Here is a 14,837-nt window from a genome sequence, read left to right on the forward strand (position 1 = left end):
GTGGTCCTAATGACCAGGGGCCACCTTTATTCTCACGTATGTTGTGCCGGTCCGGTCAATACGGTTGTTTAAGTTTTGAAACATACTGGTCCAGTATCGGCTCAAGCTTTTTTCTGGACAGGCTCAGGTTTCCCTGACGGAAAAAATGAACGTCGCCGCCCTCAAAGCCTTGGGGCGGGGAGATTATTTCTAAGTCAAGGTTGAATGCCAGCATGGCGGAGATGGTTGTGAAAAGAATGGGGGATTTGCAGAACACTGCAATCCCCCTTGAAAATTTTGGGGTGCGCTGGGTGTTCATAGTCATCAAAATATCCGCCTGCACTTCCCCTGCATAGGTTTCAATGCCCTTGGCAAGATCCATGTCCCTGACCATCCATTGCTCAAGGTCCAAAGGCACCGATGCCACGGTGCAGCTTACCTTGTTGAATTGAAATGTCTTGCAGTCCCGCCTGAGCAAATCCCTTGTGTCCATTTCACTGATGTCTGATTTGGCTGCACGGATGCCCTGGTAAAATTTGTCTGCGTCCAGGCCGGCAATGAGCTTCAGGTGCTTTGCCACGGCATGGTCCCTGGGGGTCACCCGTCCGGCGTTGGGGTCAAGGTTAACGGTGTCGATCAGAATGGTTCCTAATAAAAGGGCGGCCAGGCTTGGGGGGATTTCTCCTGCAGCGCCTCCGCCACAATCATTGATCAGGTCTTCGCCTACCAGGGTGGCACAGGACCCCACCGGTTCAATCCGGCGCAGGGCATTGGGGTACAGCTTCAAGTCTTCATGGTGATCCAGGATAAGCCTGACTTTTTCTTCATATTTTGAGAAGCCATTTGTCAGGCGGTTATGGTCCACCAAAGCAAATGCTTTGACCCGGGAGATAAGTGTCTCAAATGGTTGGACGTCGTCCAGGAAAAAAAGATTGGCCACATCAATGCCTGTTTGCGAGAGCACCCACCGGCTTTCTGTTTTCAGGCGAAAATCGTCTCTTTTAATGGGAATTAAAGGCAGGGCTGAACAGGGTTCTTTGCTGCTCTCCAGCACCCAGGCGAGGCCAATGGCCGATGCCACGGAATCCAGGTCAGCGGCTTCGTTGCCGAAAACCAGCATATCAATATCGTGGGTGTGTGCCCTGGACCGGGCATCTGAGAGAAACCGGTTGACCGGATTTGTTTTATTCTTTTCCATGGGGCCTGTCCTTTCTTTTTTCCAGGATTGGCATGGGCACCGGCTCTGTGATCTGTGCGGCGATCTGGAAAAATGCATCCAAAAGTGCTTCCTCAGGCACGGGGTGGTAAAAGGGCATGCCCAGAATTTCTTTGATCGTCAGATTTGCTCCCATGGCCCAGGCTAGAAGATGGGCCATGTGTTCGCCGGCCGGTGCCATGATTTCTGCACCCAGCAGTCGTCCCTTTTGGGGATCTGCATAAATTCTGGCCCTCCCGGCAGCTTTGCCAAGTATCATCCTGGCCCGTCCAAGTTCTTCCCAGGACGCTTCGCCCACCACATAATCAATGCCTTTTTCCGTCAGGGCCTTGTGGGACAGTCCTGCAATGGCGATATCCGGCGAAGAAAAGGTGATGTGCAGAGGGATTCGTTTTTTAAATCGGGCCATGGTACCGGCACAGGCGTTGTAACCAGCGATGGTGCCGTCATCGGCAGCTTCATGGAGAATGGGTTTAAGGCCATTTACATCCCCGGCCAGAAACACGGGTAGATTCCCTATCTGCAGGGTTTCAGAATCAAAGACCGGCATCCCTTTGGTATCCATGTCAAGTTTTAAGCTTTCAAGGTTTAAATTATGGAGCATCGGCCGTCTCCCTGTGGCGATCAGCACCCGGTCCACGGTCCAGCGTTTGCTGCCGGCGCCCACTTCAAGACCGGTTTCGGTTTTGCCAAAAATTTCAGCGGTGCCAAGTTCAATGTGCATCTCTTTGGAAAAATGCTCAAAGGCATATTCTTCAAGTTTGGGGTCGGTCAGACCACCTGCCGTTTTACGGCGGCTGACGGCGGTCACTTGAACGCCTATACGATGCAGGGCCTGGCCCAACTCAATGCCGATGACGCCTAACCCAAACACGGCCATGGTCCGGGGCAGGGTTTCCAGTTCAAAGAACTGGTCCGTATCAATTATAAATTCTTTAAATGGCAGCCAGGGTTCAGGTATATAGGGCTTTGATCCGGTGGCAATGATGATGCTTTTGGCCCGGATGGTTTCATCCCCTAAATCCAGGGTGTTGGCGTCCAGAAACCTGGCCCTTTTCCGGATCACCTTATCCATGAATCCGGACATCTCCTGGATCACGCCGCCTGAAAATTCGTCCCGCATGGACCGGACCCGTGCCATGATTTTTTTATGATCCGGGACCAGACCCTTGGCGCCGAGAATACCGTATTCATCAAAAAAACTGCACTTGTGGAAATCATCGGCCACGGCAATCAACGCCTTGGATGGCATGCAGCCCACCCGTGCACAGGTGGTACCCAGGGGGCCGTCATCAATGAGCACATAGTTATCCGTGTGTTTGACAACCTCTTCCTGGGCCGTCAGTCCGGCTGTGCCCGCCCCGATAATCGCCACATCGTATTCTTTTGACATAATTTTTCCTTTTCTGGGTTGTATTTTTGAAACGGCAGGTATTATCCTAGTAAATTATGAAATATAAGCCCTGAACATAACAAATTCAATAAAATTGATTACAAGGAGAGATGATGACTTTATACGCATTCAAAAATATCCATCCTAAAATTCATGATTCCGTATTCATTGCGCCAACGGCTCAAATTATTGGTGATGTGCATATCGCCCAGGACGCCTCGGTCTGGTTTCAAACGGTTGTCCGGGGGGATACGGCCACAATCACCATTGGTGAACGGACAAATATCCAGGATTTGTCCATGTGCCATGCGGATGAGGGTATCCCCTTAACGGTGGGTAACGGCGTCACCGTAGGTCATCAGGTCTGTCTGCATGGCTGTACCATTGAAGACGACTGCCTGATCGGCATGGGTGCCACTGTGATGAATCAGGTCGTCATCGGCACCGGATCTGTTGTCGCGGCGGGTGCGGTGGTGCTGGAAAAAACAATTATTCCGCCATACTCCCTTGTCATCGGATCCCCTGGAAAGGTGAAAAAGACCTATGAAAACAAAGAAGAAATCACACAGATGATGCAAATTTCTTCCAACCACTATGCCGGAAACGCCAAAAAATTTGCCGACAAAGATCTGTTTTATGAAATCAAATAGTGATATGGGCCTGGGTCGTACCTCAATGTTATTAATTTAAGCATTCATCCGTGCTTGAATAGAAACCCCTGTTTGGATGAAAAGTTGCCCATATGCAAGGCGTAGAAAAATTTAAAACGAAGCATACTAATTTATGTGAGGCTTTTAATTTTTTTTGCAACGCCGCAGATGGGTGAGTCTTCGTCCAAACACTAATCCGACTTAGGCGGAATCACCATCAGGGTGGCACTGCTTTTTGAAATATCTTTTCCTGTGTCATCTTTGACGATGCAGTCCACAAAAACAAGGGTTCGACCCCGTTTGAAAACAGTGGCTTCGGCGGTCAGGCGGCCTTTGGACGCCATGGAAAGAAAGTCGTTTTTCAGTTCAATGGTTGTCAGGTTCTCGCCGGTTGCCAGGGTGCTCATCACCGCATGGGCGGCGGTTTCACTGGATAAGGCAATGCCTAAACCGCCCTGCATGATCCCGGCGCCCTGGAGAAATTCGGGCCGGATTTCCATGCTGAACCGGGCATATCCTTTTTCAACCGCTTCTGCCTTTATTTGTAAAAAATCCAGAAAAGGGTTGTTGACCGGTTCTCCTGCCGTCAGTTGTTTTAGGTATAAGGGGTAGTTAAACATATAAAGTTTCCTTTTATTCATTTTATTATTGGCTGCGCATTGTAGAGAAAAATGCCTACTTTTTAAATACATTTATTGACCCGGAAACAAAACCCGAATACCCTTTGTTTCTGTTCGATTTTAAGGGACTGCTGTCAGAGTTCGGACACCATCTTGCAGATGGCGTTTTTGCCCTGACCAAAGATGAAAAATTGAAAAACAACATCAAATGTCAGATAGCTTGAGAAGAATAAAACGCCAACCCAGAGAAATATGGATGGTCAAACTGGCTGACAGAATGACCAACCTCCAGCCACCACCATCCTATTGGACAACAGAGAAAAGGAAAAAATATCTGGACCAGGCTAAACTGATCTTGGATGAATTAAAATCTGGTAACAAATTTCTATCGAGCCGATTGAATGAGAAGATTCAGGCATATCAGCCTTATGTTTGAGAATGCGTGGATTAATAAGGACCGCAGATTAAATAACTTGAACGAGATAGCTTGCCTTTTGGCCCATCTACTGCGTTGCATCAAAGGCCAAATAGGCCTGCTATTCAACCTTTAATGCGCCTTGTAGATGAAGTAAACGTCGGCGTTATTTCTGCCCAACTTATTTAATCTGCGATTCTAAGTAGGACAAGGTAAAATTGCTGAATCTGTGCTCTACTCTAACTATTTTTTTTGGGGGAGGGATGTAAAACGCAAAATGGTATTTGAAAAGGTTCAATCCCTTCTGACCCAAAGCAAGGTGACTTTTCGGCTTCACCACCACGACCCAGTGGTCACTGTGGCCCAGGCCAAGGCGATCGTGCCCCACCTAGCTGTCAACCTGATCAAAACGATCGTTTTTAAAATCAAGGACGGTCCATGGATTCTTGCGGGTGTCAATGCTCCGGACCGGATTCATTACAAGTACCTGGCAGATATTTTTGGGGTGAACCGCAAGCTGATACGGGCCGTGTCTGCCCCTGAGGTGGAAGCAGGTCTCGGGTTTGAGATCGGCGGGGTGGGACCGTTTCCTGTGGCTTCGGATGTGGCGGTCATTCTCGATCAAAGCCTGATGGATCTGCCACATGTATTCTGCGGAAGCGGCAGGAATACGGTTACTGTTGAAATTGCCCCCGGGGACCTGGCAGCGGCGGGCCAAGCCAAGGTTGCTGTCATCCGCAAGCCTTAAATTCCATTAAGCCTACTTGTAATAAGAAATTATGATCTTATCCTTGCCGTTTGTGTTTTATCGTTTAAGGAGGCGTTATGCATACGCTATTAATTGTAGTCTTTGTTCTGGCCTATTTGGCCATCGCCTTTGAGCATCCGCTCAGGGTAAACAAGTCAGCCTCTGCCCTGCTGGGCGCCGGCATTATGTGGACTATTTACGCTGTTGCCACAGACAATCATCATCTTGTGACGGAACAACTCAATGAAAATCTTGCAGCCACTGCCCAGATCATCTTTTTTCTGCTCGGTGCCATGACCATTGTTGAGCTGGTTGATGCCCATGACGGCTTTGAGGTGATTACTTCGCGGATTACCACCACCAGCCAGAGTGTTTTGATTGTGCTCATTGGTATTGTTACTTTTTTTCTCAGTGCCATGCTCGATAACCTGACCACCACCATTGTTATGGTGTCATTGACCAAAAAACTTTTGGACAATCATGATGACCGGCTGATTTTTGTAGGCATTATTGTTATTGCCGCCAATGCCGGAGGGGCATGGTCGCCCATTGGAGATGTCACCACAACCATGCTCTGGATCGGCGGGCAGATTAGTTCCGTGGGGGTGATTAAATCTGTTTTCCTGGCATCTGTAGCCAATCTTATTATTCCGTTGATTGTTGTCAGTTTTATGTTGCATGGAAAAATAGTGGGGAAAAAGGCAGAGTCGGTTGGTCCTGGAATTAGCACAAAATTCGAACGTAACTTGATGTTCACTGTTGGATTAGGCTCGTTGGTCATGGTGCCGGTGTTCAAAGAGATAACCCATTTACCGCCCTTTATGGGAATTTTGTGTGGGCTTGGTGTTCTCTGGCTGATCGGAGAGCTTGTCCACAGGAATAAGCCTGACGAGGAAAAACAGCCCCTGACCATGGTGCATGCCCTATCCAGAATCGATATGCCATCCATTCTCTTTTTCATCGGTATCCTGTTGGCGGTGTCAACCCTGGAAGATTCACATATCCTGCCTTCCCTGGCGGCCTGGCTTAATCAGGCCATTGGCGAACAGAGTATTATCGTTGCAGTGATCGGTGTGATCAGTTCGATCATCGACAATGTACCCTTGGTGGCAGCGTCCATGGGGATGTATGATATCCATCAGTTTGGCACAGACAATTTTCTGTGGACCTTCCTGGCTTTCTGCGCGGGAACCGGCGGCTCATTGCTGATCATTGGTTCGGCTGCCGGGGTAGCTGCCATGGGCCTGGAGAAAATCAACTTTTTTTGGTATGTAAAAAAAATCAGCGGACTGGCAATTCTTGGTTATATCGCAGGCATCCTGGTATTTCTGGTTCAGTTCAAGCTGCTCCACGGCTGACCAATTAATGCCTGAACGAAAATTCGTGTTTGGACAAAAAGTTGCCCGGAATTGTTTGACAATGCATGGAAGGAATAGTTTTGGGGCGCGTTTGCCCCAGGAATGGAATTTGTTTACAGGTAGCCCACGTGTTTGTCCTCAATTTTATGGGGAAAGATTTATCCATGGTTGTGATATAGGAATCATTTGAGTGCCGTTTTAACAGGCACTATATCATAACCATGGATAAAAAAGTTTTTGTTAATCGATATGCTTCGATCCATGCGCAGCTTTGAACTCATGCCACTCGTCATGATCTAAATCACCTTTTCCATCAAGATCAATCGCATTGAACACATCTTCATGTTCTGATGCTTCTGGAAAAGCAGCTTTGAATTCTTCAAGAGTTACCCGATCATTATTGTCACTATCCATGTCAGGAAAATGGGCGTTAAATTTCGAAGGGTCAGGAAGCTTCTTCGTATGATATTTTTGTTTATGATGTTTTCCCATTCCTTTATGCATTTCTGTAAATTGACGCCATTCTTCATTACTTAAGGTACTATTTTTATCACTATCAAGGTGATCAAATGCCTTTTGCTCAGCCGAAGGGAATACCTTTTTGAACTCATCGAAGCTTACGCTGTTATCACCATTCATATCAATATCTTTGAAATGCTTGTTAAGCTGTCCATGCCCGTCTGCAGTTGGATAGTTCCCTTTGTTGCATGACGAGTCATGTGCTTGGTTGGCAGCTACACTTGAAACCATCATGAAAAATGCCACCAGTGTTAAAAAATAATTATTACTTTTCATTATAACATCTCCTCAATTCGTCTTTATTAATTTCCAATTCAGCCTGTTGTCTAATCAAACGCTTGCCGGAAAAAATAATCATCAACAAATCGAAGTCAACTAAACCTTGAATTTCGCAATTTTAATCAAATTTCAAAAAAATTATATTTATACTCTGATCCAATATTTTCTCAGGGTCTCTGTTCAGAGTGAGCAAAGAAGTTTTGGATTTGGTCATAACGTCGGCCATTTTGTCTTAACCTTTTTAGGGGAAAAATAAAAATTGTCATTACAGTTTGTTACTCAACTTTCGGAGGAGTAAATTTACACCCCCAATAATTCCTCAGGCCTACTTGAAAAACCGAAATACTTGAGAGCTTGGCCCATTACCTGATCAAGCATCACTTGAACCATACGCTCGGTAAAATTAAATAATTGCCGAATATTTACCAAAGCTAAACGCATGATCCGCTCCAAAGAAACCATAAAAGACAAATTGGTCATCTCATCGTTACAGGCCCTGAAGAGCTCCCCGAATGATCTCTGATCCATACATTGCCGCTGATAAAGGCTGAGAATATTATACCTGGCAATAACCAGAGATGTATGGCCCACAAGGCCATCGTAATTTCGAATTTGTATTTCCTTCACCAATTTTAAGTGCTGTTTGCACATTTTGAAAAAGACCTCTATATCCCAACGTTTGCCGTACAGACGAATGATTTCTTCATTAGGAAGGGCCAAATCTGTCGACAGGAGTGCAAGCCAGCCACGTTTTTTATCACAGGGAACAAAAATGATTTTTGCCTGCTTGCCGTTGGAAAGAGTAACAATAGCTTGGGCTTTGACTTTTGCTCTTCCTCGTTTTTTCTTCAATTTTCCATAGAGTTCGGACAGCCTAAGCTTTTTGCCTTGATATTCATAAAGCCATTTTGGATGATCTTTCAGCATGCATATGACGTGTATGTATTCCCGCAAATTTGCGATTGCTGACGGCATCGAAAACCAACTGTCCATTAAAATATACTTAGCCCGGACACCCATATCAAGGGCTCTTTTTACCATCGGTACGAGATGGGCTGTGGTTTTTGTAACCGCTTCCTGGCGGCGATGATATCCGCAGGTCCTTTTATCAATATCAGGATTTATTTCATTGTATCGATTCTTTTTGTCTACAGATGATAAAAGGGCAAAATCAAGTCCAAGAAAACTGTTACCGTCAGACCAGCCAAGAGTCAGCATCCGGAATCCTTTGATGTACTTCATATCTGTATGATCAAACACCCGGGATAAAAGCTCGACTTTTTTAGAACGGTTTCTGCTATAGGTAGAATCGTCGAAGATAAGAACTTCTTCAGAAGAATCATCAAGGAGCTTTCTGATGATAAAATAAATTCGGCGGCAGAGCTGAAGGGTAAACCGCCGCCAGTTATATGTTGGAGAGTTCAAAAAATTGTAAGCGGCGTCCTTATCGACATCAACTTTTTTATTTTTCACAATGCCCTGGTATAAATTCTTGTTGTGAAATGCCAAGTTAAATAGGGCTGTGAAAATGGCAAGCGGTGAGGCTCCTTTGGTTTTAACGATTCCTGATTGATTCAATAACTTACCAATTTTGAATTTTGTAAAATAATCATTGAGTACGCCGATTTGTTCTGAATTTGTCATTTGATTTTCTACGTTGGTAAGGGTAGTATTCATTTTGGCGAATTTCCTTTGTATGAAATGTTTGTTTAGTGGTAAACAAAGCGTATCATATAAAGTGAAATTCGTCAATTTAAATAATAAAATCAGTTTGTTGTGTTTTTATTCACTATCATTTTTAATCACCGAAAGTTGAGTTTGTTATATACAATACAAATTAAGTCTCCGTCTGGGTGCCCCATCTTATGATCAAGCCCGACTTTTCGTTCAAACACTAATTAAAAATTACAAGATAAGCCCCGGCGATTGCTAATAAAATAGCGGCCAGCCGTTGGGCCGTCATTTCTTCCTTGAGCCACACCGTAGCCAGTATAAGAAGAAAGATGGTGGACATCTGGTTTAGGACGCCGGCCCTGGATGCGGTGGTGTATTTCATCCCCGCCACCCAGAGCACCAGGGCAATATAGTTGCCGCTTACCGTTGCCGGAAAGGCCTTGAGCCAGGCTTTTGAAAATTTAAGCTCTTGGGCAAACCGCATTCGGCCCGGGTGGCACAGCACAATGGGCACAAGGCCGATTAACCCGGCCGTTACCCTGATAAAGGTGGCCCAGAATACATCAGCCTGGTCCAGTACACCCTTGGCAATCACAATGCCCAACGCCATGAACATCATGGCAAGGAGTCCTGCGCAAATTCCCCAAAGCGTTGGGCCTTTGCGTATGTTTCTAAGTTTTAAATCCTTTAGGGGGACAGCGCCCACCAGTATGGCACAAAGGACCAGAACACTGCCGATGATCCCCAAAACACCCATGCGTTTTCCTAAAAGGAGATAGGAAAATCCGAGAACGCCGGGCAGATACAGGCATTCCACCACCGCCACCATGCCGGCATCCAGGCGGTTCAGGGCAAAGAAATAAAATATGTCGGCCAGGGTGATGCCGAATAATCCCGACAGGACAAGAATCCACCATACACGCGGTGCCACATCGGGAAAAAAAGGGATGCCCATCACGAGCATGGTCAGGCCGATCAGTGCCATGGCCACAACACTTTTATAAATATTCAGGGTAATGGGCGAAAAGCTCTCCCCTGCTTTTTTAAACAGGATAACGGCAAAGGCCCAGAAAAATGCACATGCCAGAGCAAAGGCAGACCCCATAATTTCCTTTCAGATTTTACTTGGTATCAGATCTTTGTTGGAGAAACATGACAATTACCCGTCTCTGGCCTGAAGGGCGAAACACGGTGTGCTGGGTCATAATGTTTATATCCTGTTAGGCGCTAAAGAAAACTTTAGGCATCCTATCACGTCCGACAGGCTTGTCAATATAGGTGTCAAACATAAATCACCGAAACTTTTGCTTTTATGGCCTTCCATAGCTATGGTAAAATTAGAAAATGATATATATTCAAAAGGTGGTCGGTGATTGTGTCGGTGCTACGGTTCATTTTTTCAAAAGCGGAATATATTCTCTTTAAATATTAGGAGACAATTTAATATGGGAACCATAATGAATATTGTCAGCGGCAAAGACCCCTATGAAAAAGAATTTCACCAGGTCGTTCACGAAGTGACGGAATTCGTAAAACCGGTGCTTGATTATGCTTTGGTTTTAAACGGCTCCTGAATCAAGCCGTTTAAATACTACTTAGGAATGGATTTTAAATAACTTGCCCATTTTGCCTTAAGTTATTTCGGACTCATTCCTTAGTTCTCCTGCACCGGTTGGGTTCCTTCATAGGCCGGGAAAAAAAGCGTGAACGTTGTTCCCTGGTCCAACTGACTATGGACATCTATAAAACCTTTATGTCTCTTGATAATCCCATGAACAACCGCTAACCCTATGCCGGTTCCCTTGCCCATTGGTTTTGTTGTATAGTAGGGTTCAAACACCCGTTCCCGCGTCTTTTCGTCCATGCCAACGCCATTGTCATTAACAATTAACTTTGCATATTTGCCCGGCTTTAAGGAGAGCTGGGGCCTGACAACACTGTCTTCTACAATTTCGTTAAGCAGTTCTACGGTTAGAACGCCTCCCTTATCGGTCATTGCATCAATTGCATTGCTGCACAAATTGATAATAACCTGGTTGATCTGCGTCGCGTTGCCAAAGATGGGATAAATTTTTTCTGCGATGGCCAGTTGAATCTGAATATTCGCCGGCGTTGACGAGCGGATAAGTTCCATGGTCCCTTGTACTATCAATTTCATGTCAGTGAGCTGTTGGGTGGGGCTGTCCTGCCTGCTGAAGGTCAAAAGCTGTTTCACAACATCTTTGCCCCGTATTCCAGCTACTTCGATTCTTTTTGCGCGTCGCCGGGCCGGGCTTAATTCCGGCAGCTCACGCATATTCATTTCATTATTAATGATAATGATTGTAAGTATATTGTTGAACTCATGGGCAATACCACCGGCAAGGCTGCCGATGGATTCCATTTTTTGTGACTGGATCAGTTGATCCTGCAGCTCTCGTTTTTCAGAAAGATCATCACCGGAACAAAGAACGCCGACAATGTTCCCGTGGACATCCTTGACCGTGGTATTATGCCAGGCAATGTATTTTATTTCCCCTTTTTGGGTAATGACTTCATTTTCGAAATACTCCGGGCCGCTGATATTGCCGTTAATCATATTGTTGAACATAATTTGAACATTATGTTGCACAGATTCAGGCACAAACATGTCAAACCAGTCCTGGCCGATAATGTCTTCTTTGTTGCATTCCAATATGGCGCAGGCCTTCTCATTGACCATATTGACTTTACCGTCAACATCAAGGCTTACAAACATAACCATTGCCACATGCAGATATTGTTCAGCTTTTTCCTTTTGCCTTGCGAGCTCTTTTTGGGCCTGTTTTCGTTCTTTAACCTCTGCTGCCAATTTTCGGTTAAATAAAAATAAGATCCCGCTGCCAATGGTAAATAAAGCAATGACGCCCAGTGCACCAAAGAAAATTTGTTTGACCTGTTTATAGTCCGGTTTTTGTTGGGGGCTATAGAGAAATCCATCCAGTGAAAAATTGGCATCAATCAATCCCAGTTTTCCGTATGTTTGCTTGATGTGCTGCCATCGTCCCGGATTCATGTGTCCGATTTCAACAAGGTCGGGCATCATGATTTTTCTCATTTCCCGGGCTTCATACTGAAGATGCGCTTTTGTTTTATTTACCTTGTACCGTCTCACAAGTAAGTCAATAATTTCTTGGGGATGGTCCATGGCATATTCCCAACCCAGCAGTGAGGCTTGCAAAAAATTTTGCACCCGTTTGGGGTGATGTTTAATTTCCTTTTCTGAGGTAAACAGGCAATCGCTGTAAAAATCCACGCCGTAGACCATGGGAGAAATGATTAGCGGGATCACGCCTTTTTGCCGCATTTGCCAGGGCTCGTTAGTTACATAGGCACTAACGGCATCGATCTGTTTTGTTATAAGATCTTCAATGTTATAGGATTGATCGATTCGCTGGTATTTATCAGGCGATATCCCTTCGTTCAAAAAGGCCGCCAGTATATCGGCGTCTTTATACCCGGGAAGCAGCATGACTTTTTTATCGATAAGTCCCTGAATGTTAATGATACCCGAATTTTTCCTGACTAAAAGAACCGAGGGCGAATGTTGAAAAATAGGTGCAAGAACGACAAAAGGGTCTCCGTCTTTACGGTGCAATAGTAGCTCGGCTCCGGCAACACCATACTGGGCACGACCACTGAGGACCTCTTCTTTGGCAAACTTGCCGACACCGCCTTCAACGATGGAAACGTCAAGCCCGACCCGGTGGTAATAACCTTTCTGGACCGCTGCATAGTATCCGGCAAACTGAAATTGATGCTTCCATGCCAACTGCAGGGATATTTTGTTTGACGCATTGGCCCCCTTACAGGTAAAAATCAACAAGGCCATCAGAGTGTAGCGAATGATCCTTTGGGATGACTGCGCAGGCCGCATTCTCTTCAGAGGTTTTACCATAGGCTTTTCCTTTAGGATGTGGGAATGCTTTTTGTCAAATAATGTATATAGGGCCCCATGGCTGTTTTTTTGACGATTAGGACGATAGCACCTTCCGGCAGGCAAAGGAAAAATCTTCTGGATAGCATCCACAGATAAAACGCATCTGAGCCTCGGAAAAAGTACCCGGGGCATAGGGCAGCCGCGGAATAAACGAGTACACAAGGTGCTGCTCTGTGACCGGGCTGTTAAACCGGCCTGAAAATTCCACGCTTGTGACCATTTGTGCGCCTAAGGTTTCCAGGGTCTGGATGGCAATGCGGAGGCCGGTGTCCAGGGCATTGCGGGTTGCAGTATCAGCATAAAGTACATGGGGGCAGGGGGCCTTGGTCATCAGCATCAGCTCCCATTCACTGACCTGTGCCTTGGGGGCAAACAGCATTACCTTTTCATTTTCCCATACCACCAGTGCGTTGGGGCCGTCTGGGTTCATGTCCGTTCGTTGGTTGTTTTCAATGGCCTTAATAAAGGCTGTAAAAAAATCTGTGTTGTGGGCTGCTTTGTAATCCTGGATAAAGTCGGCCACAAGATCCCCGCAGGCAAAGCAGGGATACGGGTTGCCGTGATTGTCCAGGACACTTTCCGGGATCATGGCGTTCTGCTGGTGGATCATCTGGTGGGAGGCATGCAGCCGATGGCCGGACTGGGCAAACCCGAATCCGAAATTCCATCCCCATAACGCCCCTGTGAAAAAGGGCGAATCATTGTCCAATGGCTTGTGGTCCTTAGAGGCCAGGGCCTTAGTGATCTCCATGCGCAGCGCCTCCAGTTCATCTGCGGCCAGGGACCTGCCTGTTGCCGGCAGCGTTACGCCCAGCATCCGGGCAAGGCGTACATAGATGCGCTGATAATAAAGATGTCGAATACCTGTCATGTCAGACGGGGTCAGATCATTGGCCCGGTAGCGGATTTGGTCATTGGCCATGTTGCCGGCATAATGGCCCCAGGGAATATATGAGTTGGCCCGCATATATTCAAAAACATGGGTGTCATCCAGACTTTCTCCCACAATGGGGCTGTTTCCCTGTATCCCGGGTTTAAGCACCATCACCTCTTTGTAAGCATCGGGCAGGGCTGGGTTGTTGCCCAGTACATCATAAAGATCATGGTCATGGATGATCGGAAAGGTCCTGCCTTGATCGTTTTTTTTAAAGGCAACCCCCGTGGGCGGATGGCCCTTACCGTTATCATACACAAAGTCGCAGGCAAGGTCAGCAAGGGCACAAAGGTCCGCCGGGTCCGTGGATGCCTGGGCCAGGGCCAGTTTCAGGGGGCGGGGAAGCCGTTCAAGCATCTGGTTCATAGGGTCCTTTGGCACGCCCTTTTCCTTTTGCCACTGTTCAATGCAAGCGGTGAAGGAACAATCCGGCCGGGTGGGAAGCCCTATGGTATCAGGTCGTTCCGCTTTGCGGTCCGCCCAGGCCGAATTGATAAAGGTACTTCCCCGGAAGGGAAACGCATTGGCGATTTCATAAATTCGATCCGTCGCCTCTGCCCGAACCTGCCCCTGGGGGTAATTGGTCAGGTTCTCCACAGGCCTGCCGTCGGGCAGACGGCCAAGCACATCTTTAATGGTCTTTTGCCTGAAATTATCCACAGAAAATTTAGGTTCGTGGATTCCCACCACAAATTCCCCCTGGGAGCTGACGCAGGTCCTGGGCGTTTTCATCTACATCTCCGGGGCTGCCGACGGCACCAGGCACAGGAAAGCAAGGTGGCCATCCGAGCTGTTTTTTATCTGGTGGTCAACATTGGGGGGCACATAAACCGCGGTGCCCTGGGAGATGGTATGCCACTGATCGCCCAGGAGCACTTCTCCTTTGCCCTCAACCACATAAATTTCATGCTCCCAGTCATGGGTATGCCGGGGGGCATAGCCGCCGGGTTCAACGTCAAATCTTCTCATGCAGAAATTGGGAGCCCCGTCATCCTTACCGATGAGTACCCGGCCTGTGACATGTTTGACCATGTCGTTGTTCATTTCTTTGCCCTGGATATCCGTATAGTGGGTTGCTTTCATTTTATCTCCTT

At 46.7% G+C, this 14,837-nt stretch carries 13 protein-coding genes; 4 read left to right on the top strand and 9 right to left on the bottom strand.

What is annotated here, in order from left to right:
- Nucleotides 1-55 precede the first annotated feature (55 nt).
- Nucleotides 56-1,177: a DHHA2 domain-containing protein gene (locus EYB58_RS10100; protein WP_111955695.1), complete on the bottom strand. Its 1,122-nt coding sequence runs from the start codon at nt 1,175-1,177 to the stop codon at nt 56-58.
- Entirely contained in the window at nt 1,164-2,588 is a 1,425-nt protein-coding gene (locus EYB58_RS10105) for a dihydrolipoyl dehydrogenase (RefSeq protein WP_111955693.1), read from the bottom strand. The genes EYB58_RS10100 and EYB58_RS10105 overlap by 14 nt, the downstream gene beginning before the upstream one ends.
- Before the next feature lie 110 nt (nt 2,589-2,698).
- Between EYB58_RS10105 and EYB58_RS10110 the strand changes: the two genes are divergently transcribed.
- Nucleotides 2,699-3,238, top strand: a complete 540-nt coding sequence (locus EYB58_RS10110) for a gamma carbonic anhydrase family protein (protein WP_242637613.1) — start codon at nt 2,699-2,701, stop codon at nt 3,236-3,238.
- A 191-nt stretch (nt 3,239-3,429) separates the two neighbouring features.
- On the opposite strand, the gene EYB58_RS10115 is transcribed toward EYB58_RS10110, so the two are convergent.
- Nucleotides 3,430-3,858: a PaaI family thioesterase gene (locus tag EYB58_RS10115; protein ID WP_111955689.1), complete on the bottom strand. Its 429-nt coding sequence runs from the start codon at nt 3,856-3,858 to the stop codon at nt 3,430-3,432.
- 692 nt (nt 3,859-4,550) lie between these two features.
- Here EYB58_RS10115 and EYB58_RS10125 point away from each other — a divergent pair.
- Together EYB58_RS10125 and nhaD are read left to right on the top strand one after the other, a co-directional pair.
- On the top strand, nt 4,551-5,021 hold the full coding sequence (locus tag EYB58_RS10125; RefSeq protein WP_111955687.1) for an aminoacyl-tRNA deacylase: 471 nt from the start codon (nt 4,551-4,553) through the stop codon (nt 5,019-5,021).
- Between the two features lie 77 nt (nt 5,022-5,098).
- Nucleotides 5,099-6,379 carry a sodium:proton antiporter NhaD gene (gene nhaD / locus EYB58_RS10130; protein WP_111955685.1) on the top strand — a complete coding sequence of 427 codons (1,281 nt, stop codon included), beginning with the start codon at nt 5,099-5,101 and terminating at the stop codon, nt 6,377-6,379.
- A 240-nt stretch (nt 6,380-6,619) separates the two neighbouring features.
- On the opposite strand, the gene EYB58_RS10135 is transcribed toward nhaD, so the two are convergent.
- The 3 genes from EYB58_RS10135 to EYB58_RS10145 all read right to left on the bottom strand — a co-directional run bounded on the left by EYB58_RS10135 (nt 6,620) and on the right by EYB58_RS10145 (nt 9,956).
- A complete protein-coding gene (locus EYB58_RS10135; protein WP_111955683.1) occupies nt 6,620-7,174 on the bottom strand; it encodes an EF-hand domain-containing protein in 555 nt (184 codons plus the stop codon).
- 303 nt (nt 7,175-7,477) lie between these two features.
- A complete protein-coding gene (locus EYB58_RS10140) occupies nt 7,478-8,854 on the bottom strand; it encodes an IS4 family transposase (RefSeq protein ID WP_131072014.1) in 1,377 nt (458 codons plus the stop codon).
- A 217-nt stretch (nt 8,855-9,071) separates the two neighbouring features.
- Nucleotides 9,072-9,956, bottom strand: coding sequence for a DMT family transporter (locus tag EYB58_RS10145; protein ID WP_111959705.1), 885 nt, complete (start codon nt 9,954-9,956; stop codon nt 9,072-9,074).
- Between the two features lie 340 nt (nt 9,957-10,296).
- Here EYB58_RS10145 and EYB58_RS24430 point away from each other — a divergent pair, with 340 nt between their 5' ends.
- The gene (locus EYB58_RS24430; RefSeq protein WP_278186403.1) at nt 10,297-10,425 is read left to right on the top strand and encodes a hypothetical protein; all 129 of its coding nucleotides are present in this window, start codon (nt 10,297-10,299) and stop codon (nt 10,423-10,425) included.
- Between the two features lie 80 nt (nt 10,426-10,505).
- Here the strand turns inward: EYB58_RS24430 and EYB58_RS10150 are convergent, their stop codons facing one another.
- The 3 genes from EYB58_RS10150 to EYB58_RS10160 all read right to left on the bottom strand — a co-directional run bounded on the left by EYB58_RS10150 (nt 10,506) and on the right by EYB58_RS10160 (nt 14,826).
- Entirely contained in the window at nt 10,506-12,767 is a 2,262-nt protein-coding gene (locus tag EYB58_RS10150; protein ID WP_163354571.1) for an ABC transporter substrate-binding protein, read from the bottom strand.
- 76 nt (nt 12,768-12,843) lie between these two features.
- Nucleotides 12,844-14,475, bottom strand: a complete 1,632-nt coding sequence (locus EYB58_RS10155; RefSeq protein ID WP_111959709.1) for a hypothetical protein — start codon at nt 14,473-14,475, stop codon at nt 12,844-12,846.
- Complete coding sequence (locus EYB58_RS10160; RefSeq protein WP_111959711.1) at nt 14,476-14,826, bottom strand: cupin domain-containing protein; 351 nt, start codon at nt 14,824-14,826, stop codon at nt 14,476-14,478. It abuts the gene before it with no gap.
- Between the last annotated feature and the right edge of the window lie 11 nt (nt 14,827-14,837).

It is taken from the genome of Desulfobacter hydrogenophilus (assembly GCF_004319545.1).
Classification (GTDB): Bacteria; Desulfobacterota; Desulfobacteria; order Desulfobacterales; family Desulfobacteraceae; genus Desulfobacter; species Desulfobacter hydrogenophilus.

What these genes read in the sequence shown, in the direction of transcription:
- EYB58_RS10100 (WP_111955695.1), bottom strand. Translation starts at nt 1,177, where the DNA reads ATGGAAAAGAATAAAACAAATCCGGTCAACCGGTTTCTCTCAGATGCC.
- EYB58_RS10105 (WP_111955693.1), bottom strand. Translation starts at nt 2,588, where the DNA reads ATGTCAAAAGAATACGATGTGGCGATTATCGGGGCGGGCACAGCCGGA.
- EYB58_RS10110 (WP_242637613.1), top strand. Translation starts at nt 2,699, where the DNA reads ATGATGACTTTATACGCATTCAAAAATATCCATCCTAAAATTCATGAT.
- EYB58_RS10115 (WP_111955689.1), bottom strand. Translation starts at nt 3,858, where the DNA reads ATGTTTAACTACCCCTTATACCTAAAACAACTGACGGCAGGAGAACCG.
- EYB58_RS10125 (WP_111955687.1), top strand. Translation starts at nt 4,551, where the DNA reads ATGGTATTTGAAAAGGTTCAATCCCTTCTGACCCAAAGCAAGGTGACT.
- nhaD (WP_111955685.1), top strand. Translation starts at nt 5,099, where the DNA reads ATGCATACGCTATTAATTGTAGTCTTTGTTCTGGCCTATTTGGCCATC.
- EYB58_RS10135 (WP_111955683.1), bottom strand. Translation starts at nt 7,174, where the DNA reads ATGAAAAGTAATAATTATTTTTTAACACTGGTGGCATTTTTCATGATG.
- EYB58_RS10140 (WP_131072014.1), bottom strand. Translation starts at nt 8,854, where the DNA reads ATGAATACTACCCTTACCAACGTAGAAAATCAAATGACAAATTCAGAA.
- EYB58_RS10145 (WP_111959705.1), bottom strand. Translation starts at nt 9,956, where the DNA reads ATGGGGTCTGCCTTTGCTCTGGCATGTGCATTTTTCTGGGCCTTTGCC.
- EYB58_RS24430 (WP_278186403.1), top strand. Translation starts at nt 10,297, where the DNA reads ATGGGAACCATAATGAATATTGTCAGCGGCAAAGACCCCTATGAAAAA.
- EYB58_RS10150 (WP_163354571.1), bottom strand. Translation starts at nt 12,767, where the DNA reads ATGGTAAAACCTCTGAAGAGAATGCGGCCTGCGCAGTCATCCCAAAGG.
- EYB58_RS10155 (WP_111959709.1), bottom strand. Translation starts at nt 14,475, where the DNA reads ATGAAAACGCCCAGGACCTGCGTCAGCTCCCAGGGGGAATTTGTGGTG.
- EYB58_RS10160 (WP_111959711.1), bottom strand. Translation starts at nt 14,826, where the DNA reads ATGAAAGCAACCCACTATACGGATATCCAGGGCAAAGAAATGAACAAC.